Source organism: Neisseria subflava, from assembly GCF_024205745.1.
In the GTDB taxonomy this organism is placed as follows: domain Bacteria; phylum Pseudomonadota; class Gammaproteobacteria; order Burkholderiales; family Neisseriaceae; genus Neisseria; species Neisseria flavescens_B.
The window spans coordinates 1,739,317-1,759,293 of the sequence record NZ_CP073117.1 but is presented as its reverse complement, the minus strand read 5'-3'; the positions used below and the strand labels follow the sequence as shown (position 1 = coordinate 1,759,293).

General features: G+C 48.3%; 17 protein-coding genes and 2 CRISPR repeat arrays (1 of these 19 only partly in view). Of the genes, 5 read left to right on the top strand and 12 right to left on the bottom strand.

What is annotated here, in order from left to right; translation table 11 throughout:
* Window positions 1–229: 229 nt before the first annotated feature.
* A complete protein-coding gene (locus KCG55_RS08395) occupies window positions 230–736 on the top strand; it encodes a hypothetical protein (RefSeq protein ID WP_254322736.1) in 507 nt (168 codons plus the stop codon).
* A gap of 90 nt (window positions 737–826) precedes the next feature.
* Entirely contained in the window at window positions 827–1,399 is a 573-nt protein-coding gene (locus tag KCG55_RS08390) for a hypothetical protein (RefSeq protein WP_070589625.1), read from the top strand.
* A 52-nt stretch (window positions 1,400–1,451) separates the two neighbouring features.
* Here the strand turns inward: KCG55_RS08390 and KCG55_RS08385 are convergent, their stop codons facing one another.
* From KCG55_RS08385 to KCG55_RS08360, 6 genes are all read right to left on the bottom strand, one after another.
* The gene (locus KCG55_RS08385) at window positions 1,452–1,883 is read right to left on the bottom strand and encodes a hypothetical protein (protein ID WP_039406457.1); all 432 of its coding nucleotides are present in this window, start codon (window positions 1,881–1,883) and stop codon (window positions 1,452–1,454) included.
* A gap of 15 nt (window positions 1,884–1,898) precedes the next feature.
* Window positions 1,899–2,471 (bottom strand): CdiA family toxin C-terminal domain-containing protein, encoded by a 573-nt coding sequence (locus KCG55_RS08380; protein ID WP_254322735.1) that lies wholly within the window; start codon window positions 2,469–2,471, stop codon window positions 1,899–1,901.
* A gap of 91 nt (window positions 2,472–2,562) precedes the next feature.
* Window positions 2,563–4,320, bottom strand: coding sequence for an assimilatory sulfite reductase (NADPH) hemoprotein subunit (gene cysI / locus KCG55_RS08375; protein WP_254322734.1), 1,758 nt, complete (start codon window positions 4,318–4,320; stop codon window positions 2,563–2,565).
* 169 nt (window positions 4,321–4,489) lie between these two features.
* A complete protein-coding gene (locus KCG55_RS08370; protein WP_003678634.1) occupies window positions 4,490–5,023 on the bottom strand; it encodes an inorganic diphosphatase in 534 nt (177 codons plus the stop codon).
* A gap of 84 nt (window positions 5,024–5,107) precedes the next feature.
* Window positions 5,108–5,572, bottom strand: coding sequence for a dihydroneopterin triphosphate diphosphatase (gene nudB, locus KCG55_RS08365; RefSeq protein WP_254322733.1), 465 nt, complete (start codon window positions 5,570–5,572; stop codon window positions 5,108–5,110).
* Window positions 5,573–5,708: 136 nt separating this feature from the next.
* Entirely contained in the window at window positions 5,709–6,362 is a 654-nt protein-coding gene (locus KCG55_RS08360) for a phosphoesterase (RefSeq protein ID WP_254322732.1), read from the bottom strand.
* A gap of 86 nt (window positions 6,363–6,448) precedes the next feature.
* Between KCG55_RS08360 and KCG55_RS08355 the strand changes: the two genes are divergently transcribed.
* Window positions 6,449–6,892 (top strand): RpiB/LacA/LacB family sugar-phosphate isomerase, encoded by a 444-nt coding sequence (locus tag KCG55_RS08355; RefSeq protein WP_254322731.1) that lies wholly within the window; start codon window positions 6,449–6,451, stop codon window positions 6,890–6,892.
* An 87-nt stretch (window positions 6,893–6,979) separates the two neighbouring features.
* On the opposite strand, the gene KCG55_RS08350 is transcribed toward KCG55_RS08355, so the two are convergent.
* The 4 genes from KCG55_RS08350 to KCG55_RS08335 form a co-directional block, all read right to left on the bottom strand.
* The gene (locus tag KCG55_RS08350; RefSeq protein WP_070589615.1) at window positions 6,980–7,540 is read right to left on the bottom strand and encodes a hypothetical protein; all 561 of its coding nucleotides are present in this window, start codon (window positions 7,538–7,540) and stop codon (window positions 6,980–6,982) included.
* A 93-nt stretch (window positions 7,541–7,633) separates the two neighbouring features.
* Entirely contained in the window at window positions 7,634–9,112 is a 1,479-nt protein-coding gene (locus KCG55_RS08345) for an RNA ligase (RefSeq protein ID WP_254322730.1), read from the bottom strand.
* A 26-nt stretch (window positions 9,113–9,138) separates the two neighbouring features.
* Window positions 9,139–9,717, bottom strand: a complete 579-nt coding sequence (locus KCG55_RS08340; RefSeq protein ID WP_254322729.1) for a hypothetical protein — start codon at window positions 9,715–9,717, stop codon at window positions 9,139–9,141.
* 72 nt (window positions 9,718–9,789) lie between these two features.
* Complete coding sequence (locus tag KCG55_RS08335; RefSeq protein ID WP_254322728.1) at window positions 9,790–11,364, bottom strand: vWA domain-containing protein; 1,575 nt, start codon at window positions 11,362–11,364, stop codon at window positions 9,790–9,792.
* A gap of 1,114 nt (window positions 11,365–12,478) precedes the next feature.
* Here KCG55_RS08335 and rtcR point away from each other — a divergent pair.
* Window positions 12,479–14,110: an RNA repair transcriptional activator RtcR gene (gene rtcR, locus KCG55_RS08330; protein ID WP_254322727.1), complete on the top strand. Its 1,632-nt coding sequence runs from the start codon at window positions 12,479–12,481 to the stop codon at window positions 14,108–14,110.
* Between the two features lie 110 nt (window positions 14,111–14,220).
* Here the strand turns inward: rtcR and fghA are convergent, their stop codons facing one another.
* On the bottom strand, window positions 14,221–15,048 hold the full coding sequence (fghA, locus tag KCG55_RS08325; protein ID WP_254322726.1) for an S-formylglutathione hydrolase: 828 nt from the start codon (window positions 15,046–15,048) through the stop codon (window positions 14,221–14,223).
* 8 nt (window positions 15,049–15,056) lie between these two features.
* On the bottom strand, window positions 15,057–16,193 hold the full coding sequence (locus KCG55_RS08320; protein WP_432761060.1) for an S-(hydroxymethyl)glutathione dehydrogenase/class III alcohol dehydrogenase: 1,137 nt from the start codon (window positions 16,191–16,193) through the stop codon (window positions 15,057–15,059).
* A gap of 312 nt (window positions 16,194–16,505) precedes the next feature.
* A CRISPR array of direct repeats spans window positions 16,506–17,071; the repeat unit is 32 nt; unit sequence GTTTCAACACACAGCCGCCTGAAGGCGGCTGG.
* A 92-nt stretch (window positions 17,072–17,163) separates the two neighbouring features.
* On the opposite strand from KCG55_RS08320, the gene KCG55_RS08315 reads away from it, so the two are divergent.
* Window positions 17,164–18,171 carry an IS5 family transposase gene (locus tag KCG55_RS08315; protein WP_254322725.1) on the top strand — a complete coding sequence of 336 codons (1,008 nt, stop codon included), beginning with the start codon at window positions 17,164–17,166 and terminating at the stop codon, window positions 18,169–18,171.
* Between the two features lie 156 nt (window positions 18,172–18,327).
* Window positions 18,328–19,977: direct repeats of the CRISPR family, unit length 32 nt; unit sequence GTTTCAACACACAGCCGCCTGAAGGCGGCTGG (it continues 4,850 nt past the right edge of the window).

Sequence of the window (19,977 nt, the reverse complement as noted above, 5' to 3'; positions counted from 1 at the left end):
ACGTTTCATTCTTTTATACATTAAAGACGTATTTTCATCATGCAAACCGCGCAACGCTCTGCTACTTTCTTCTATTGGTACCACACAAACGTGCGGTACTTTTTTGCGCTTGTCTGAAACAGACCAAATTGAAAATACGCAAATTAGAGCCGCCTCACTTGAGCGGCTTTTTTTATACCCACCATGGCCGCTTAAATCCACCCATTTTTAAGAAATAAGGAATACAGCCATGACCGCTTCAACTAAAATCCACAGCCAAACCCAAATGTTACACACCTGCCGCATGGTCGTTGACAGCAACAGCCACCACAGCATGCTCAACATGCACACTTTGCCAGATTCGCCTGACAGCCTCATCAGCGAAGCCCTGATTCCGCAAGTGCGCACCATCGCGACTTTGATTGCCGCAGAGCGCCACGACTTCAATCAAAGCAGCCCCAACGTTTTTACTGATGAAGCAGATTTCTTCGCAGCGCGTATTTTGGTTCTGGGCGTACGCCGTTTCCATTTGGATATTACCCTGCTGCCTATGCTTAAAACCGCCAACAAACGCGCCGAAGCTTTCGCCAAACGTCATCACATGCCCTTCTCTCCCGCTGAAATGCAAATGTCCCTGCACGCCCGCCGCCCTGCCAACCTGCTGATTATCGAAACCGAACACGAAATGCCTGCACTGGGCAACCTGGCTGCCAACAGCCGTGCATTTGCAGCGCAACTTTCCAATATTATTTTGTAAAACCACTTGAAAAACAGGGAAATGGTTTAATATTAGGCAAACACACTCCGCCGAAATCTCGGCAAAGACAAACCTCTCTCAGGAAAAACAATGAAAAAACTGATTGCCTTAGCCGCCCTTTCCACTTTTGCCCTCGCTGCCTGCAAAGACAATACCCAAGCGCAGCTTGAGCAGCAACAGAAACAAATCGAAGCATTGCAACAACAGTTGGCACAACAAAACGGCCAACAAGAAGACAATACGGTTTACCAGCTCACGCCTGAAGCCGTGAAAGACACCATTCCTGCCGAAGCACAAGCCAACGGCAACAACGGCCAACCGGTAACCGGTACAGACGGCCAACAATACATCTACGACCAATCCACCGGCAGCTGGCTGTTGCAAAGTTTGGTGGGTACTGCAGCCGGTGCATTTATCGGCAACGCATTGGCCAACAAATTCACACAGGCAAGCAATCAAAACAGCCCGATTGCCCGTCAAGCCCGTGCCAACTATTATCAAACCGCACGTCCAAACGGACGCACCAGCCAACAGCTGAATACGCGCACCCTGCGTGCCCAACAACAAAACGCTCAACAGCAACAGCGTTACCGCGAAACCGCGCGTCAGCCTTCCAACTACCGCCGCCCAAGCATGGGTCGGGGCTTTGGCCGCCGTCGCTGATTCGGTTTATATTCCATCTTTCGTGCTGAAGCACACACCTTACGCATGGATTTTAGGTTTCATGCAGGCTACAGTTTGTTTGAGAATATGTTTTTTGTATTTCTTTACACTTTTTTTGATATTCAGGGTGAGCTATTAAGAAATCAGATATTGCAATATTAAAGTAATGATATGCTAAATTAATAGGTATAATTAATTCTTCAGGATTGAAATCATCTCCAACTGAAAAATAAATAGAAGGAGCTTTATCAATATACTCAAATCCATTTACCTCTTCATAATCTCCAATCCATCTGGTAGCATCTATTTTTTCATATTGAGCACCTATTACTCCAAAATGTCCGGTAGTTGTAATATTTTTAAAACACTCTAAAAGCGTATCTTTAGTTTCAAATTGGTAAATTGTTTCAAAAAAAATCGAAATAACAAAATGGTTGTTATTTATAGATTTTTTCTTTAAGTTTAGAAAAATATTATTTTTCATAATTTTTCCTTTAAATTATTCTGGGTGAATGTTTGTAATTCTTCCTGTATTTACATCAAAATATGATCTAAATTTGATTCCGTCAAAGGTTTCTGAGAATTGAATGACATTTTTTCTTTCCGATATTGATTTAGTTCTTTCATTTTGAGCAATTTTAGAGGCTTTTGAATATCCTTGTGAAGCAGCTTTTTGAGCCATTTGAAGTATTTTATCATCAGAAAATTTTTTAGGATCATAAACAGTTTTTATACTTGAAATTTCCTTAAATCCACCATCAGGTTTACCTGTCCTGTCTAGTGTAGAAATCTCATATTTAATTCGGGTAATGCCTTCAATATCAGTTTGGGTTTCAGATTTTACGCGTCCTCCTCGTGAATTTAGTTCTGCCATAAAATTGGTGCGGTTATGGGCTCCTTTAATGCCCTGTTTTTGACTAAAACCATCAGCATTTGCCAGATGTCTTTTTAGGTTTGTATCGAAACTAATGCCTTCCGGGTATTTAACATTAGTAATAGGTGTATTTTGTTTTACAAACCCTCTTGGTATTGGAATGAATCTAGGATTAACTCCTGGATATAAACGCTCCAAATATAAAAGGCCGTCTGAAAATCAGATTTTCAGACGGCCTTTGGTTTTCTCTATTTTCTTATTGCAGACTTGTCAGGTCTGTTTGTATGCGTTATGACCAAAAATCTCGCGGAGCATCCAATACGGGTTTGACGATGCCGGTACGGATGGCAAAATCGCCAAAACCTTCATCATCCAAACGGTTTCGAGACCAATCTGCCACCCAGCCTTCGACAATTTCAAGGATTTCGGGTTCGGTAATGTTTTCTTTAAACAGGCGCGGAATGCGGGTGCCTTCGCGGTTGCCCCCTGCGTAAAGGTTGTAGCGGCCGACGGCTTTGCCGACCAAACCGATTTCCGCCAGCATGGCGCGGCCGCAACCATTCGGGCAACCGGTTACGCGCAAAACTATGTATTCGTCTTCCAAGCCATATTTGGCGAACATTTCGTCGATTTTATCGGAGAATGTCGGCAGGAAACGTTCGGCCTCCGCCATCGCCAGCGGGCAAGTCGGCAAGGCAACGCAGGCCATCGAGTTCTCACGCTGGATGGTAATCGATTTGCTGATTAATCCATGCTCTTTAGCGATTTTATCAATCGTGTCTTTCAATTCCGGAGGCACATTGGCAACCACCAGATTTTGATTGGCTGTCAGGCGGAAGTCGCCGAGATGGATTTTGGCAATTTCGCGGATACCTGTTTTCAACGGCCTGCCGGGATAATCGAGCAGACGGCCGTTTTCAATAAACAAAGTCAAATGCCAGTTGCCTTCATGCCCTTGTACCCAGCCGATGTGGTCGCCGCGATGAGTAAATTCATAAGGGCGGATGGGTTCAAACTTAATGCCCATGCGTCTTTCAACTTCTTCTTTGAACACATCCACGCCGACGCGTTGCAGCGTATAGCGTGTACGCGCTGCTTTGCGGTCGCTGCGGTTGCCCCAGTCGCGCTGGGTGCTGACGACGGCTTCGGCGGCATTGAGGGTGTATTCGAGCGGTACGAAACCAAATTCGTAAGAAGTGTTTGGATAGGTTTTGGTATTACCGTGTTCACTGGATAAGCCGCCGCCGACCAATACATTGAAGCCTACCAACCTGCCATTTTCTGCAATCGCTACAAAACCCAAGTCATTGGAATGAATGTCCACATCGTTATCAGGCGGAATCACCACGGCAGTTTTGAACTTGCGCGGCAAATAGGTTTTACCCAAAATCGGCTCGACCTCATCGGCAATTTCTTTATTGCGCGGCTCGGTCGGCTCGGTCGTGAACACTTTTTCACCGTCCAGCCACACATCAGCATATGCCATCGTGCGCGGCAAAAGGTGCATACTGATGCGCGCCGCCCATTCATAGGCTTCTTGGTGCAAAGTACTTTGTACAGGATTGCTGGTGCACAACACATTACGGTTGACATCGCTGGCTGTGGCAATGGAATCGAGACCTAGTTTGTGCAATGCCTGATGTGCCTGTTTTAAATCGGTTTTCAGAATGCCGTGGTATTGAAAGGTTTGACGGTTGGTCAGGCGGATAGAGCCATAAATCGTATTTTCACCGGCAAATTTGTCGATACCCAGCCACTGCTTCGGCGTAATGATGCCGCCGGGCAAACGGCAACGCAACATCATGTTTTTTAAGGGTTCAAGCTTTTGTTCGGTACGCTCGGCACGGATATCGCGGTTGTCCTGTTCGTACATACCGTGGAAGCGAATAAGCTGAAAATTGTCGGCGGTAAAGCCGCCGGTAAAATCGTCTTTCAACTCTTCCTTAATCGTACCATGCAGATAATCGCTGCGCTCTTTCAAGGCTTCGTTGCCGGACAAAGGCGTCTCAGGCAGCTTGGCTCGTGGGTCGGTTGTAGTAGCAGTCATTGAAGCACTCCTTATTTTTGGTATAGGCGTTACTTTAATGAGGCCGTCTGAAAATGAGAAAGAATGGTTTGTTTGTTTTAAAGACGATTTTGTTATATCGGTTTGAAACATAAAAAGGCCGTCTGAACTTTGCTTTCAGACGGCCTTGATATTGGACGGGACAAACCGATTAGGCTTGTTTGTTCCAACGTTCGATGGATTCTTTGATGACTTGTTTCGCTTCTTCTACATCGCCCCAAGATTCAACTTTAGTGGTACCTGCTTTTTTCAGGTCTTTGTAGTGGTTGAAGTGGAACTCGATTTGTTTGATCAGTTGTTGCGGTAAATCGGCCAAAGTTTTGTAGGCGTTGCCGTTGTTGCGGTCGTCGGCTGGAACGCAGACGATTTTGTCGTCCACTTCGCCGTCGTCAACGAATTTCATCACGCCGATAACGCGTGCTTCCAGGAAAATACCGGTTGCCAAAGGCTGCTCGGTAACCAGCAATACGTCCAATTCGTCGCCGTCTTCGTCCAAAGTTTGCGGAATGAAGCCGTAGTTGGTCGGTTTGGCAAAAATTGCCGGTTCAACGCGGTCGAGTTGGAACGCGGCCAGTTTGCGGTTCCACTCGATTTTGTGGTTGCTGCCCGCTGGGATTTCGTTGACAACGTTGATGATGCCGCCGTCCACGTCGCCCGGGGTCAGGATTTTGTTGAAGTCTGCCATGATGGTTTCCTTTGATTTTAAAGAGAGTCAAACGGCGAAAGTATAGCAAACCCAAGGCCGTCTGAAAATGTGAAACTGTCGTATTCAGACGGCCTTTTTGGCATTCAGCCTTTTGAGCAGTTCTAAAATTGCACGTTTATTGGAAGGGGAAAACACTTTTTCCGCCGCTTCTTCCGCACCAAACCAACCGTAGGCAACGTGTTCGTCCGGTTGCAGGACGATGGGGGTATCGCGCGGAATTTGGGCGGAGAAGATGTGTTCTCGGTTTTCAAAAACGCCTTTGGGATAGCGATGGCGCCAGTGATGATAGATTTCATAAACGGTGCTGTCGTGCCAGTTTTCCAGCTGTCCGTCTGCAAGGCGGATACCGGTTTCTTCCAATACTTCGCGCCATGCGGTTTCTTCGATACGCTCGCCCTCTTCCAAGCTACCGGTAACCGACTGCCAAAAACCTTGCGGCGCCGTGCGTTCAATCAGCAGGATATTGCCGTCTTTATCATGCAAAACGACCAAAGCGGAAACGGGATACTTCAAAGGCTTACCGCTCATGACTTGTCCTTGCCGGTTTGGTTGGGGAGGCTGATTTTTTGTAGTAAGTAAGCCAAAAGGTTGTCCATGTCTCACTCAAAAATGGGAATTGATATTCAGACGGCCTTTGCCGGAAATCCGCAAAGGCCGTCTGAAATTATACCTGATTTAACTGCGCCAGTTTCCAAGACACCAGCTCTGCCGCTTCTTCCGGCGAGTTGGCCTTCAACCCTGCTTCGCCAAAATACGAAATTTTAGGCAAATCACACAAAAACTTATCGATATCTTCTGCCGTCAAAAAGCGGCCGTGCAAATCAAATCCAACATTTAAAGCACGCCCTTTGATTGCCGCCACCCTATCATGCAAATGACCGTACAAGTGATACCAGCCCTGATAACAGCCGTCCCATTCCTGAATCGGATAGTGAAAGAGAACCAGCGTATTCTTAATTTCCGGCAATTTAAGTTTCAAATACGGCCGTATGGATGACAGCAGCGGATGGCCGTCATGCTTGGTTTGGCTGCGGAAAAAATCGGCATGCTGCCGAATCACATGATCATGATTGCCATAAATCAAGTGATGTTGCCCGTTTAAACGCGACAAAACGCGCTCTATCTGCTTATGGTCGTGGGCAAAGGAAAAATCGCCCAAGTTGTACACCGTATCTTCAGGCGTAACGGTTTCATTCCATGTCTGAATTAAAAATTCATCCATCTGCGCCACGTTATCGAACGGTCGAAATTGCGGGCAAAATTTGGCGATGTTTTTATGTGAAAAATGTAGGTCTGATGTGAAGTAGATTTTGCTCATACCGTGCTTTCTGCGTTGCAGGCTTGAATCGTATCACGCGCGGGCGTATGCTGAATAATGTTTATTGTGTGCTTCAAGGAGTTTTTATGCGTTTGGTTATTGCCGCGCCGGCTAACGGCGCAATATTGAAAGACGCGCTCAAAGCGCATCTGCAAAACGACACGCGCGTCAGCAGTTTGGTCGATTTATCCTCGCCTGAAGGAACCTATCCGCAACTCTCGTTTGCCGCGGCCGAAGAAGTCGCGGCAGGACGCGCCGACCGTGCGCTGTTGATTTGCGGAACCGGCGTGGGCACGGCAATCGCCGCCAATAAAGTGCGCGGCATACGGGCGGCAACGGCGCACGATTTGCTCACGCTCCGCGGCTCGGTGGAAAACTATGATGCGCAGGTTTTATGTATGGGGCAAAACGTGATTGCCGCTCCGGCTGCTTGGGCATTGGTCGATATTTGGTTGGATTTGCGCCACGACACAAGCAGCGGTTATGCACCTAAAATCGGCGAAATTGAAGCGTATGAGCACGGAAAATAAATACACGTTGCTCCATATATTTTCAGACGGCCTTGTTACGTTTCGCTTTAGCAAAACCGGTAAGGCAGTCTGAAAATATTTAAACGCTTATTTTCCTTTTTTATTGCAAGGATGTCCTGCGCTGTTGTCGCAGACGCGTAAATTGCGCAAATGCATGACGGCATTGGTCAACTCGGCTTTCGTCGGCTCGTAACGGAAAGCATATTGCTTCACGTACAAAGCTTCGTTACCTTGTACGGCTTTTATCCAAGTAAATTCAGGTTTGCTGGTTTGCGGATTGTTGGCACAAAACAACATCACCAAAGCGAATGGATAGCCGTTTTCTTCACCTGCCGTTATTGGGGTGACACTACTTTGCGGACAGGCATTCTGCCATGAGGCTGAAAGATTGCCGAAAAACTGCTCAACACCCGGTTTCATACCTGCCATGGATTGCAGCGTGACCATTTGCGTCCAGTCTTCCACAGTCTGTTTCTGCGGCACAAGTTCTATCAATGTCACACCATTTTGCGCGGTTTGATAGCCGACTTTGAAGCCTTTAGGCGGAGCGCCGAAAGACCCAAACTCCTCAGCCTGCGCAGTTTGAACAGCTAACGGAAGCATAGCGATGGCGAGCATCAGTTTCCTAACGATACTTGTTTTTTTCATTGTTTTTCCTTATTCACTAAAAGTATGGCAGATGAAACACTCCATCCGCCAGCGCTATACTAACACAAGCATATAGCATTTTTTCAGACGGCCTTACAACTGCTTCAAAAACGCTTGAATAAACGCAATCTTATCCAATTCCGACATAGCATTGAATGTTTCCTGATGCTCGTGGATGTAGTCGATTAAAGGATAAAACTCTTCATCAACATGGCGTTTGTCGAGTTTGCGGCCGATATTGCCCTCGTTGCTTCGTCCTAAAAACTTGGAAATCAGGTAATACGGCGATTTGAGTTTGAACAGCATTTCGCCGGTTTGAGCATCAAACACCATAAAGCCTTCGTGTTCCACGTTTTTCAGACGGCCTTTCAGCTCGCCGAATGTGATGTTTTTCAGCATTTCTGGACGGCGAACGCCGTATTGTTTGCCGATTTCGTCCAATTCGGCTTCAGTAAACTGACGGCCTGTTGCCACCTCAATGCAGCCGATTAAGGTCTCGCCCAATTCTTCGCGGATGATGTGCACGTCTTTCGCGTCTGTGATTTCAAACAAAAAAGTGTGATTCGGATAAGCGCGGAACAGGGTTTCGTATTGCGCGCAGTGTGCGGTGGTCATGTCCGCGAACGCGCTATCAAGCGAGCCGGTAGTCGAATACAGCACTTTGCCGTCAAACGCCGCGCCTTTAGACGGATGGTCGTCTGAAAGCGAGACGAAAGTACAGCAACCAAGGAAGCCATTTACTTTCACCACCGCGTCCACCAATCTCTCATCGCCGATTCGGATCGGGTAACGGCTGCCTTTGGCAATACGCTCCGAATAATTGAACACTTTTTTAAACGGGCGCACGATGATTCGATTATGCGCGTCGATAATCAAACCGCGCATTTCCAGTAGCGCATCATCAAAGCGGTTGTTATAGAACACGCTGCGTGCGTATTTCAACACGCGTAATTCGGGATAACGCTTGGATGCTTTGGCGGTAAAGTTGTGGCTGCCGTGTTGCAGATAATGATCGGTCACAAAGGTTTGCTGCGCCTCATCAAACACCAGCGGCTTATGCTCAATGGCCTGCATCTGTTCGATTTTTTCTAACTGCTCCGCATTTGCCGGTTGCACGGTCTCAATGTGGATTTCGTTTGCCACTCGATTTTGGTTCAACTTGATATACGCCGCCAACACGTCATGCTCTTTTACGCCGTGTAGGTTGGGATAGAAATTGTGCAGTCGATAGACCTCTGTTTCGAAACCGCTTTTCTCCGCCTGATCCAACAAATGACGGCAACGCGAAGCTTTTTGGTTGGTATTGGAATGAATGATCAAAATATTTCGATTCGGATTTTGGCGTCCAAGTCTCAAGGTTTCAGTCATCAAAGCATTACCGCGTTTTTGCGCCTTATCCACCGCTTCGCCCGACCAGCAATACTCACCGTATTCATCGGTAATGAACAAATCGTTTTCAATACGGACAACTTCCGCATCCGGATACTGCGCTTTAAATTCGGCGGCTTTTTGTTCGGCAAATGTCGATTTTCCAGAACCTTGATGACCGCGGATTAAGATGAATTTTTGCATAGTGTTTGGTTTCCTTATTTGGGTTTTCAGACGGCGTTTGGTGCGGGAGGCCGTCTGAAAGCAATACTGGCGATTTCCTTATCGATTTCTTCCGCCAGCAAACGGACGGGATAACTTTGCCAATCGGGATAACGGCTGCTGTGATAACAATGCCAATAGCTGCGGATGCGGTTTTTCTGCTTTTGCCAATAAAGCGGGTTGCCAGCGAAAAAGCGTGCTATAGCAGCGGCGTTGTTCTCGAAAAATACGGCAACGTCAAATTGTATCGGCAAAACGTATTCGCCGAGCAACTGTGCGGCAAAAGGCAGGACGAACTCAGGCTGTCCGGCAGCGAGCAGCGGTTTGAAATACCGTTCGCGAACATGACCGTCATGATGGCGGGTATTCAGACAGTGTGCCATCAGTTGCCGAACCTCGTTCCCTGTTGGATGAAAAACAATATATTGACGGCTGATGAGACGGATTTTCTGTCCGTCTGAAACAACGGTTTCCCCTTGGCGGACGGGCAAGCGGCTGCGGTAGGGCTGCCGCGAAATCAGCGTTTCTGCTTCGTGCCGCAAGGCTGCGGGAAAGGTTTCAATCAGGACAAGTTCGTCAGCATTCATGTTTGCCACTCAATCTTTTATCGGTAAGGTCGTCTGAAAACGTTGCAACCCTATTTTCAGACGACCCCTTGGCTAATTTACCGCCGCCAGCTCGGTTTTCTCAATCTCTTCTACCCAGAAATCTGTACCCATACCTCGTTCGGCAAAGGAACCAATCAGGGAGAATACTTGGTCGGAGAAGCCGCCGATGTTCAAGATATCCTGACGGTTTCGTGCTTGAGCCGTAGTGTAAGGCTGGATATCCAGGCAAACGAGTTTGGCTTCAGGGCAACGTCGTTTCAGAATATTCCACTCTTTCATCAGGCTGGTTGTTGCGCCCCATCGTTGGCTATCATCTGCCCAACTTTCGTTGTCTGATACGATGACGACCAAATCCACGTCGGCTTTTTCACGGTTCAACAGGGCGAGCGGTGCGCTGCAAGCCGTTCCGCCGCCGCCGACATTAGCGAGTTTTTCGGCGTTGGTCATGATGCTGTCGCGCGGGTTGAGCTTTACGTTTACCGTGATTTGTTCAAACGGTATCACGCGGGCTTGCGGATTGGTACGCAACATAGCGGCGGACACGAGCGCGGCAATGTCGATGCAGCGGGTTTTGGTGGACACACTGCCGCGATAGCCGGTAGCCGGGCTGTGCATGGAACCGGAGACGTCCGGGCAAACCACGACTTTGCCTTGGATTGCCGGTACGTTTTGTACGGCGGTTTCCATCGCATCTTGCAGGGCTTCGCGGATTTCAAACGGCATTTGGTCAGATGTCGCCTGATACGCGGTCAGCAACTGGTAAGGCAGCACGCGGGCGCGAGCAATGGCTGTTTCGTCACGCAATTTTTCCGCCACCATTTTGATGTTTTTACTTTTCTCAAACACTTCGTGGCGCAGGAAAGTGTTCAGGTTTTGACGAACCTGCTGCCATGAGCCGTTGCGGGCGATTTGCGCCCAGTCGCCGCTGTTCAAGTCTAAAGCTGTAAGCATTTGGAAGGGAACGTTGGGCAATGCGCCTTCTCGGCTTTGTTTGTAGTCTTCAAAAGCGCGGGTAATGGGCGGCAATGCTTCGCGGTCGTACGGTTTGCCGATCAGCCATGCAAACCATGCGGCACGCCATGCTTCACGCGGTTTGGGGTGCACCATTTTGACCACGTCTGCCAGCGACGGCGAATTGCCGACGGCGGCGTTCAACAGTTGTTTTTCGGTGGCGGTCAAAAGCCAAGTTTGCATCAGTTTTTTCGGACGGTTGCCGAAAGATTTTCTACCGACTGCGCCGCTGCGGATAATTTGTGCGAAGTTACGCAACATTTTACCGTTGTCCACTACTTGGTCGAATACGCGGGCGAGCATGTTCACGTCTTTTTGCGCCAACACGGCAAGCAACAGCGCAGGCATATCTTTCATAAAACCTTTTTGACGAGCATATACGGCAGTTTTGGCGATAAACTCGGCATCCAGGCTTTCTGCCAATTTCAACACTTGGTCAAGCTGACTTTGGGCATCGGCATAGAAGGTATTGTTCAGACAACCGGTAGCCGCAAGCTGGGCGAGCTGTTGTTTGGGCGTCAGCGTGTAGGCGATGCCGCCGGCTTCATTATAGGTATCGGTTTTAGTAAAACGGTTTTTAATCGATTGAAACAAGGTAGTATTAGCCATTTTCATTTTCTTTCATATTGTTGGTTTGAGGCCGTCTGAACTTGTTTTAGCTTTGTTTTTCAGACGGCCTTGAATGGGTGGCAGTATGGCGGCTAAAGATGAAGAGAAGCGTTTTTAACTGAAAGCTAATGTATTCTCTTCCGGGCATCCGCCTACTGCCGTAGGGCGACTAGATTTACTAGGATCATTCAGGTTTTAGCAGAAAAGGAATGTAATCCTAATGGCATTCGCCCATAAGGGGTGGCACATTGGGCAACAAAGAGTGGAGAAATTTTTACGCGCTCTATCCTCTGAGCTACTCTGCCATAGTTGGCGGCAGAGACGGGATTCGAACCCGCGACCTCGAGCGTTACAGGCTGTAATTCCTCCGGCATTTGCCGAATGTACCGAAAACGGTTTTTATATCGGTCCGCCTGAATATTTCAGACGGCCTCGAATGTGGGCAGCGTAGCGGATAAACATGAAGAGAAACGGTTTTAACGTGATAAGTTAATGTACCCTCTCCGAGCATCCACCTACTGCCGTAAAAATAATATGGCACGCAACAAGTTTTTCAGGGAAACATGCCTTGGCTCTACCAACTGAGCTACTCTGCTATTTTGAACAACAGAGACAGGACTCGAACCTGCGACATAAGGGTATCCATGTTGTAGTTTCCCTAGGCATTTGCCTGCCATATTGGAAAAGGGTGGGCGACTAAATAAACAAGACGTTCAACGTCTATCAGACGAGACAGGATTCGAACCTGTTAATCCAAATGTAGTCTTGTTGGCATTCGCCCTGTAACCACACAACAACTAAATTTACGGAAAATTTTTCTCCGGTAACTGTATTTCCCGAAGCATCTGCTGTATCGTTACATTCACAACTTAGCCAACAGCGTGCCAAGAATAAAATTTTTATAAAAATAATTTTTAATTAATTGAATATAAAGAAAATATATTTTAAAGTAGCTTTTATCAGCAAGAAGCGTAAAATGCTGAAAATATATTTATAGATAGCTTTATAGAAAATAAAATACACAAGGATATATGATGAGATTCGATGATTTGGACAAACACTTGCAGTTAAGTAAACGGCAAATTTGTATTGGAAAAAATAATTTGAAGGCCGTCTGAACATGAATACCAACCCTAAAAAACAAGTCGCCATCAGCTTTCTCGGTACAGTGCTGGATAAAGGTTTCAATCAAGAGCGTTGGTTGAAATGGCGGCCGAATGTCGCCATGAATCAGCGTCAAGATTTTCATCTTGACCGTATGGAGCTGTTTTATGCGGAGAAATACCGCGAACTGGCAGATCATGTAAAAGCCGATATTCAGCAGGCATCGCCGCACACAGTCGTCAATCTCGTACCTATGGAGCTGGCAAACCCGTGGGATTTTTCCGAGGTTTATACCAAACTGCACGACTGGGCAGCAGGCTATACATTTAATATTGAAGAAGAAACCTATCTCACCCACATTACCACAGGTACACACGTTGCCCAAATCTGCCTGTTCTTATTGGTGGAATCGCGTCAAATTCCGGGGGTGTTGCTCCAGACTGCGCCACCGAAAAATCAAAGACGCAGCATGATTTCAGGCGATGTTGGAAATTATGAAATCATCGATTTAGACTTGGCTCGTTACGACGTACTGGCAGAACGCCTTGCCGCTGTACGCGATGACGCAGTGCGCTACCTGAAAAGCGACATTTCCACCCAAAACGCCACCTTCAACCGCATGATTGCCGAAATCGAACAGGTCGCACTCAATTCCCCTTCCCCCATTCTACTTTCCGGCCCCACAGGTGCAGGCAAATCCATGCTGGCACGCAGAATTTTTGAATTGAAAAAAGCACGCCATCTGATTAAAGGCACATTTATCGATGTAAACTGCGCCACCCTTCGCGGCGACGGCGCAGCATCTGCCCTGTTCGGCCACAAAAAAGGCGCCTTTACAGGCGCCGCAGAAAAACGTGAAGGCTATCTGAAAACTGCCGACGGCGGCGTATTATTTTTAGACGAAATCGGAGAATTGGGTTTAGACGAGCAAGCCATGTTGCTCAAAGCCATTGAAGAAAAACACTTTTATCCCGTCGGAAGCGACAGCGAAGTCAAAAGCGACTTCCAACTCATCGCCGGCACCAATCGCGACTTACGCCACGAAATCCGCGCCGGACGCTTCCGCGAAGACCTGTTCGCCCGCATCAACATCTGGAATTACCCACTGCCCGCACTCGCCAACCGCCGCGAAGACATCGAACCCAACGTCGAACACCAGCTCGCCCTAGCCTCACAAGAACTCGGCCGAACCACCCGCTTCAACAAAGAAGCCCTATCCGTCTACCTCGACTTCGCCCACTCCAACCAAGCCCCATGGCGCGGTAACTTCCGCGACCTAGCCGCCAGCATCATGCGCCTGGCCACGCTTGCGCCGCAAGGCAGGATACAGGTAGAACAAGTCCAAGCCGAAATCGAACGCCTCAAATGGTTATGGTCGGAAGAACCCTTTTCAGACGGCCTCCTACATAACAGGCCGTCTGAAAAATCACAAGACTACCCCGATAAAGTCGATTGGGACACATTGGATTTGTTTGACAAACTACAACTGCAACACGTCATCGACGAATGCCGCAAACACCCCAACATGGCCGCTGCCGGTCGTGCATTGTTCAACGTCTCCCGAACAGAAAGGGCAAAAGTCAATGACAGCGACCGATTGAGGAAATATTTACAGCGATTTGGATTGGAATGGGGGATATTTAAATGAGAGTGGACAAGCTAGCTCATTTTAATCGCATTATTTTTCATCATTTATAAAAAATAAAAGGCATCAATCCGATGCCTTTTTAATTTATTAAAACAAATCAATTCTTTGGACTACTTCAAAAATGCCGCATGATAGGCAATATGCTCACCAATAAAACTGGCGATGAAGTAATAGCTATGATCGTAGCCTTTATGGAAGCGCACATCGACCGGTTGGTTTGCCGCACGGCAGGTTTCGATAAAATCTTCGGTACGCAATTGTGTCGGCAAAAACTCATCTTCCAAGCCCTGATCAATGCGCATACCTTGCACTTTATAGCCTTGTTGAATGAGCGAACTAGCATCATATTGCTGCCATTTTTCACGATCTTTCCCTAAATAGGCAGAAAAAGCTTTTTCTCCCCAAGGCACAAGGCTTGGTGACAAAATAGGCGAAAAGGCAGAAACACTTTGATAACGTTCCCGGTTTCGCAATGCCAATACCAATGCGCCGTGTCCGCCCATTGAATGCCCCATAATGGAACGTTTGCCATTGGTAGGAAAATGCTCCTCAATCAGACCAGGCAACTCATTCAAAATATAATCATACATTTGATAATTCATCGCCCAAGGTTGCTCGGTCGCATTCAAATAAAAGCCCGCACCCTGCCCCAAATCGTAAGCAGCATCGTTCGGCACTTGCTCTCCGCGAGGGCTGGTATCAGGAGCAACCACAATCACTTGATGTTCTGCCGCGTAACGCTGAAAGCCTGATTTGGTAATGAAATTTTGTTCAGTGCACGTTAAGCCGGAAAGCCAATAAATCACACCAAGCGGTCGATTCTCCTGATTATCCGGCAAATAGACGGCAAATTTAATTTCGCATTGCAGCGTTTGGGCATAGTGTGCCCAAACTTGTTGCGAACCGTCAAAAATTTGATGTTGTTCAATCAGTTTCATCGCGAGCCTTAGTAATGAATAACAGCGCGGATCGATTTACCTTCGTGCATTAACTCAAAGGCTTCATTGATTTGATCTAGTGTCATTGTGTGGGTCACAAATGGTTCTAACTCGATGTCGCCTTTCATTGAGTCTTCCACCATTTTCGGAAGTTCAGAGCGGCCTTTCACGCCGCCAAATGCCGTGCCTTTCCAAACACGACCTGTGACCAACTGGAACGGACGAGTTGAAATTTCTTGTCCTGCACCCGCTACGCCGATGATAATGGATTGTCCCCAACCACGGTGTGCACTTTCTAATGCCTGACGCATTACGTTTACGTTGCCGATACATTCAAAGGTGTGATCAATGCCCCATTTATTGATGTCTAACAACACATCTTTGATCGGTTTATCGTAATCGTTCGGGTTTAAACAATCCGTTGCACCAAACTGTTTTGCCAACTCGAATTTTGCAGGATTAGTATCAATAGCGATAATGCGACCAGCTTTGGCTTGACGCGCACCTTGCACCACCGCCAAACCAATTGCCCCCAAGCCAAACACGGCAACAGAGTCGCCTTCTTGTACTTTTGCTGTGTTATGCACCGCACCAATTCCTGTGGTAACGCCACAGCCGAGTAAACATACTTGTTCGTGATTCGCTTCTGGGTTGATTTTCGCCAGTGAAACTTCGGCAACAACAGAATATTCACTGAAAGTCGAACAACCCATATAGTGATAGATCGGCTGACCTTGATAAGAAAAACGCGTCGTGCCGTCCGGCATTAAACCTTTACCTTGCGTATCACGCACTGAGACGCATAAGTTGGTTTTACCTGAACGACAAAACTCACATTCGCCACATTCAGCAGTGTAAAGAGGAATGACGTGATCACCCGGTTTTACGCTTGACACACCTTCGCCCACAGTAACAACCACACCCGCACCTTCATGCCCAAGCACCACAGGGAATACACCTTCAGGATCGCTTCCTGATAACGTAAATGCATCAGTATGGCACACGCCAGTGTGCGTGTTACGAATTAACACCTCACCTTTACGCGGCATTTCTACATCGATTTCCACAATTTGTAAGGGTTGATTTGGTGCAAATGCCACCGCTGCACGAGATTTGATGGTTGAATTGGTTTGTTTATTTCCCATTATTTTTTTCCTTTTAATTCATTAGCAAAGTTATCTAGCCTAAGAAAGAGAACAACAGCTTATACTTTGGAATTCACTATAAAGCAAGCATTTTTGCAATTTTGCACCGGCGGTAGCATGATCGCCTGAAGAGCCACCATACAATCAGCGGTTAAAGGCTTCCGAATATTTCCCTAAGTCATGAAGCTGTCCCGTCTGGCTGGCAATTTCCTGCGCACCGAAGAAGAGTAGCCTGCTTGGACGATATTTGAACATACAGCCACCCAAAGGCGGCTGACGGAATAGGTCGTCATAGAATTCGTAGTTGCTAGAGTTTCAACACACAGCCGCCCGAAGGCGGCTGGCCGTTTAAATGTCGGCTGACCGGCTTTACCTTTTGTTTCAACACACAGCCGCCTGAAGGCGGCTGGGGTACGGTTTCGGTTGCAATTGTGCGTGATAACGATGTTTCAACACACAGCCGCCTGAAGGCGGCTGGAGCCTCATTCATGGGATTAACTGCATTTTAGAAGGTTTCAACACACAGCCGCCTGAAGGCGGCTGGAGGAGCAGGAACAGCTTAAACCCGAGGGTGAACGTGTTTCAACACACAGCCGCCTGAAGGCGGCTGGTTTGCCGTTTTCGTCAAATACCGGAACGCCGTCCTTGTTTCAACACACAGCCGCCTGAAGGCGGCTGGTTGCGGCGGTTTCGGTTTTCTTGGTGGTCGGGTCGTTTCAACACACAGCCGCCTGAAGGCGGCTGGAAAAACTGCTGAATACTTGCAAATTGTTAGAGATGTTTCAACACACAGCCGCCTGAAGGCGGCTGGCAAAAGTTCATCCTGCCTTGAACTCAAGATGTATTGTTTCAACACACAGCCGCCTGAAGGCGGCTGGAATACCATCAACACCTGTTACAACAGCTTGAGACCTTTGCAAAATTCCCCAAAATCCCCTAAATTCCCACCAAGACATTTAGGGGATTTTCCATGAGCACCTTCTTCCAGCAAACCGCACAAGCCATGATTGCCAAACACATCGACCGTTTCCCACTATTGAAGTTGGATCAGGTGATTGATTGGCAACCGATCGAACAGTACCTGAATCGTCAAAGAACCCGTTACCTTAGAGACCACCGCGGCCGTCCCGCCTATCCCCTGTTGTCCATGTTCAAAGCTATCCTGCTCGGCCAATGGCACAGCCTCTCCGATCCCGAACTCGAACACAGCCTCATCACCCGCATCGACTTCAACCTGTTTTGCCGTTTTGACGAACTGAGCATCCCCGATTACAGCACCTTATGCCGCTACCGCAACTGGCTGGCGCAAGACGACACCCTGTCCGAATTATTGGAACTGATCAACCGCCAACTGACCGAAAAAGGCCTAAAAGTAGAGAAAGCATCCGCCGCCGCCGTTGACGCCACCATTATTCAGACCGCCGGCAGCAAACAGCGCCAGGCCATAGAAGTTGATGAGGAAGGACAAGTCAGAGGCCAAACTACACCGAGTAAAGACAAAGATGCCCGTTGGATAAAGAAAAACGGCCTCTACAGACTCGGTTACAAACAACATACCCGCACCGATGCGGAAGGCTATATCGAGAAACTGCACATTACCCCCGCCAATGCCCATGAGTGCAAACACCTGTCGCCTTTGTTGGAAGGGTTACCCAAAGGTACGACCGTCTATGCCGATAAAGACTATGACAGTGAGGAAAACCGGCAACATCTGGAAGAGCATCGGTTACTGGACGGCATTATGCGCAAAGCCCACCGCAAACATCCGCTGTCGGAAGCGCAAACCAAACGCAACCGATATTTGTCGAAGACCCGTTATGTGGTCGAACAAAGCTTCGGTACGCTGCACCGTAAATTCCGCTATGCCCGGGCAGCCTATTTCGGGCTGCTCAAAGTGAGTGCGCAAAGCCATCTGAAGGCGATGTGTTTGAACCTGTTGAAAGCCGCCAACAGGCTAAGTGTGCCTGTAGCTGCCTAAAAGGCGGCCGGATGCCTGATTATCAGGTATCCAAGAGGGATTAAGGGGGTATTTGAGTAGAATCAGAAGCGATTTTGGATGAAAACAGCCGAAAACCTGTGTTTGGATTTCGGCTGTTTGGGGGAAAAGGAATTTTGCAAAGGTCTCAGCTTGTTTAGTTTCAACACACAGCCGCCTGAAGGCGGCTGGAAATGCTTGAAGAACATATCAAGCAGATGAGCGAGTTTCAACACACAGCCGCCTGAAGGCGGCTGGGGACCAGCCGCGCCATCTTCGCCTTTCTCGCCTTTGTTTCAACACACAGCCGCCTGAAGGCGGCTGGTAACTTATGTAGAAAAGGTATAAAGAATGAGCAATTGTTTCAACACACAGCCGCCTGAAGGCGGCTGGGTGTCGGGCTTCTTGGTTTAAGCGTTTCTTTAAAAGTTTCAACACACAGCCGCCTGAAGGCGGCTGGCCTTGCCCTGCGTTACGACCGATGGCAACGTTGGTTTCAACACACAGCCGCCTGAAGGCGACTGGCTACTTCGATTTTCGGCGTTTCGTCAGACAGCCTGTTTCAACACACAGCCGCCTGAAGGCGGCTGGTGAATGAATCCTGCGCCAACGCACGCCGTTATTTGTTTCAACACACAGCCGCCTGAAGGCGGCTGGCCTTTATCGCATTATCGGCACGAAAGAGAATGCGGTTTCAACACACAGCCGCCTGAAGGCGGCTGGCGAAGAGGCGGCAAACACACTCACTTTACCCAAAGGTTTCAACACACAGCCGCCTGAAGGCGGCTGGCCAAATGAACGCCGACACCAGCAACAGATAACCTGTTTCAACACACAGCCGCCTGAAGGCGGCTGGAGGGGATTAACCCAGCAAAAGACAGAGCCGAGAAGTTTCAACACACAGCCGCCTGAAGGCGGCTGGCATCGTAGTTATCGGCAAGGGCGCGTAATTGTGTGTTTCAACACACAGCCGCCTGAAGGCGGCTGGAATAACATCACGTTACCGATGTTGACCTGTGCTGCGTTTCAACACACAGCCGCCTGAAGGCGGCTGGAAGCAGTCGATTTGGTCGTCATGCTGACCGTTTGGGTTTCAACACACAGCCGCCTGAAGGCGGCTGGGATAGCCGCGACGTGCATAAAACATATTCAGCGCGTTTCAACACACAGCCGCCTGAAGGCGGCTGGTTGTACGCAACAACTTGATTTAAATAAGTAGGCGGTTTCAACACACAGCCGCCTGAAGGCGGCTGGGATACCAAGCGAAGAACGGTATCGAGGACTTGAAGTTTCAACACACAGCCGCCTGAAGGCGGCTGGCTTTGGTTTCGTTTGACAAATCAACCACATAATCTTGTTTCAACACACAGCCGCCTGAAGGCGGCTGGCTTTGGTTTCGTTTGACAAATCAACCACATAATCTTGTTTCAACACACAGCCGCCTGAAGGCGGCTGGAATCTGTCTTGTATCTCCATCTGCTTGGGGCTACCTGTTTCAACACACAGCCGCCTGAAGGCGGCTGGCCTGCTGCAAATCCTTTCCGTTGCATTTCGTGATTGTTTCAACACACAGCCGCCTGAAGGCGGCTGGCCGTCTGTCTGCTCAAGCTCGCTGTTCAGCTGCTGTTTCAACACACAGCCGCCTGAAGGCGGCTGGTTTCACACCTCTCCAAACCATAACAGCCTGACAAGTTTCAACACACAGCCGCCTGAAGGCGGCTGGCATTCGGAGCAAAACCATTTGTTCGGCGATTGGCGGTTTCAACACACAGCCGCCTGAAGGCGGCTGGCTGCGGTGGCCTTGCTGGG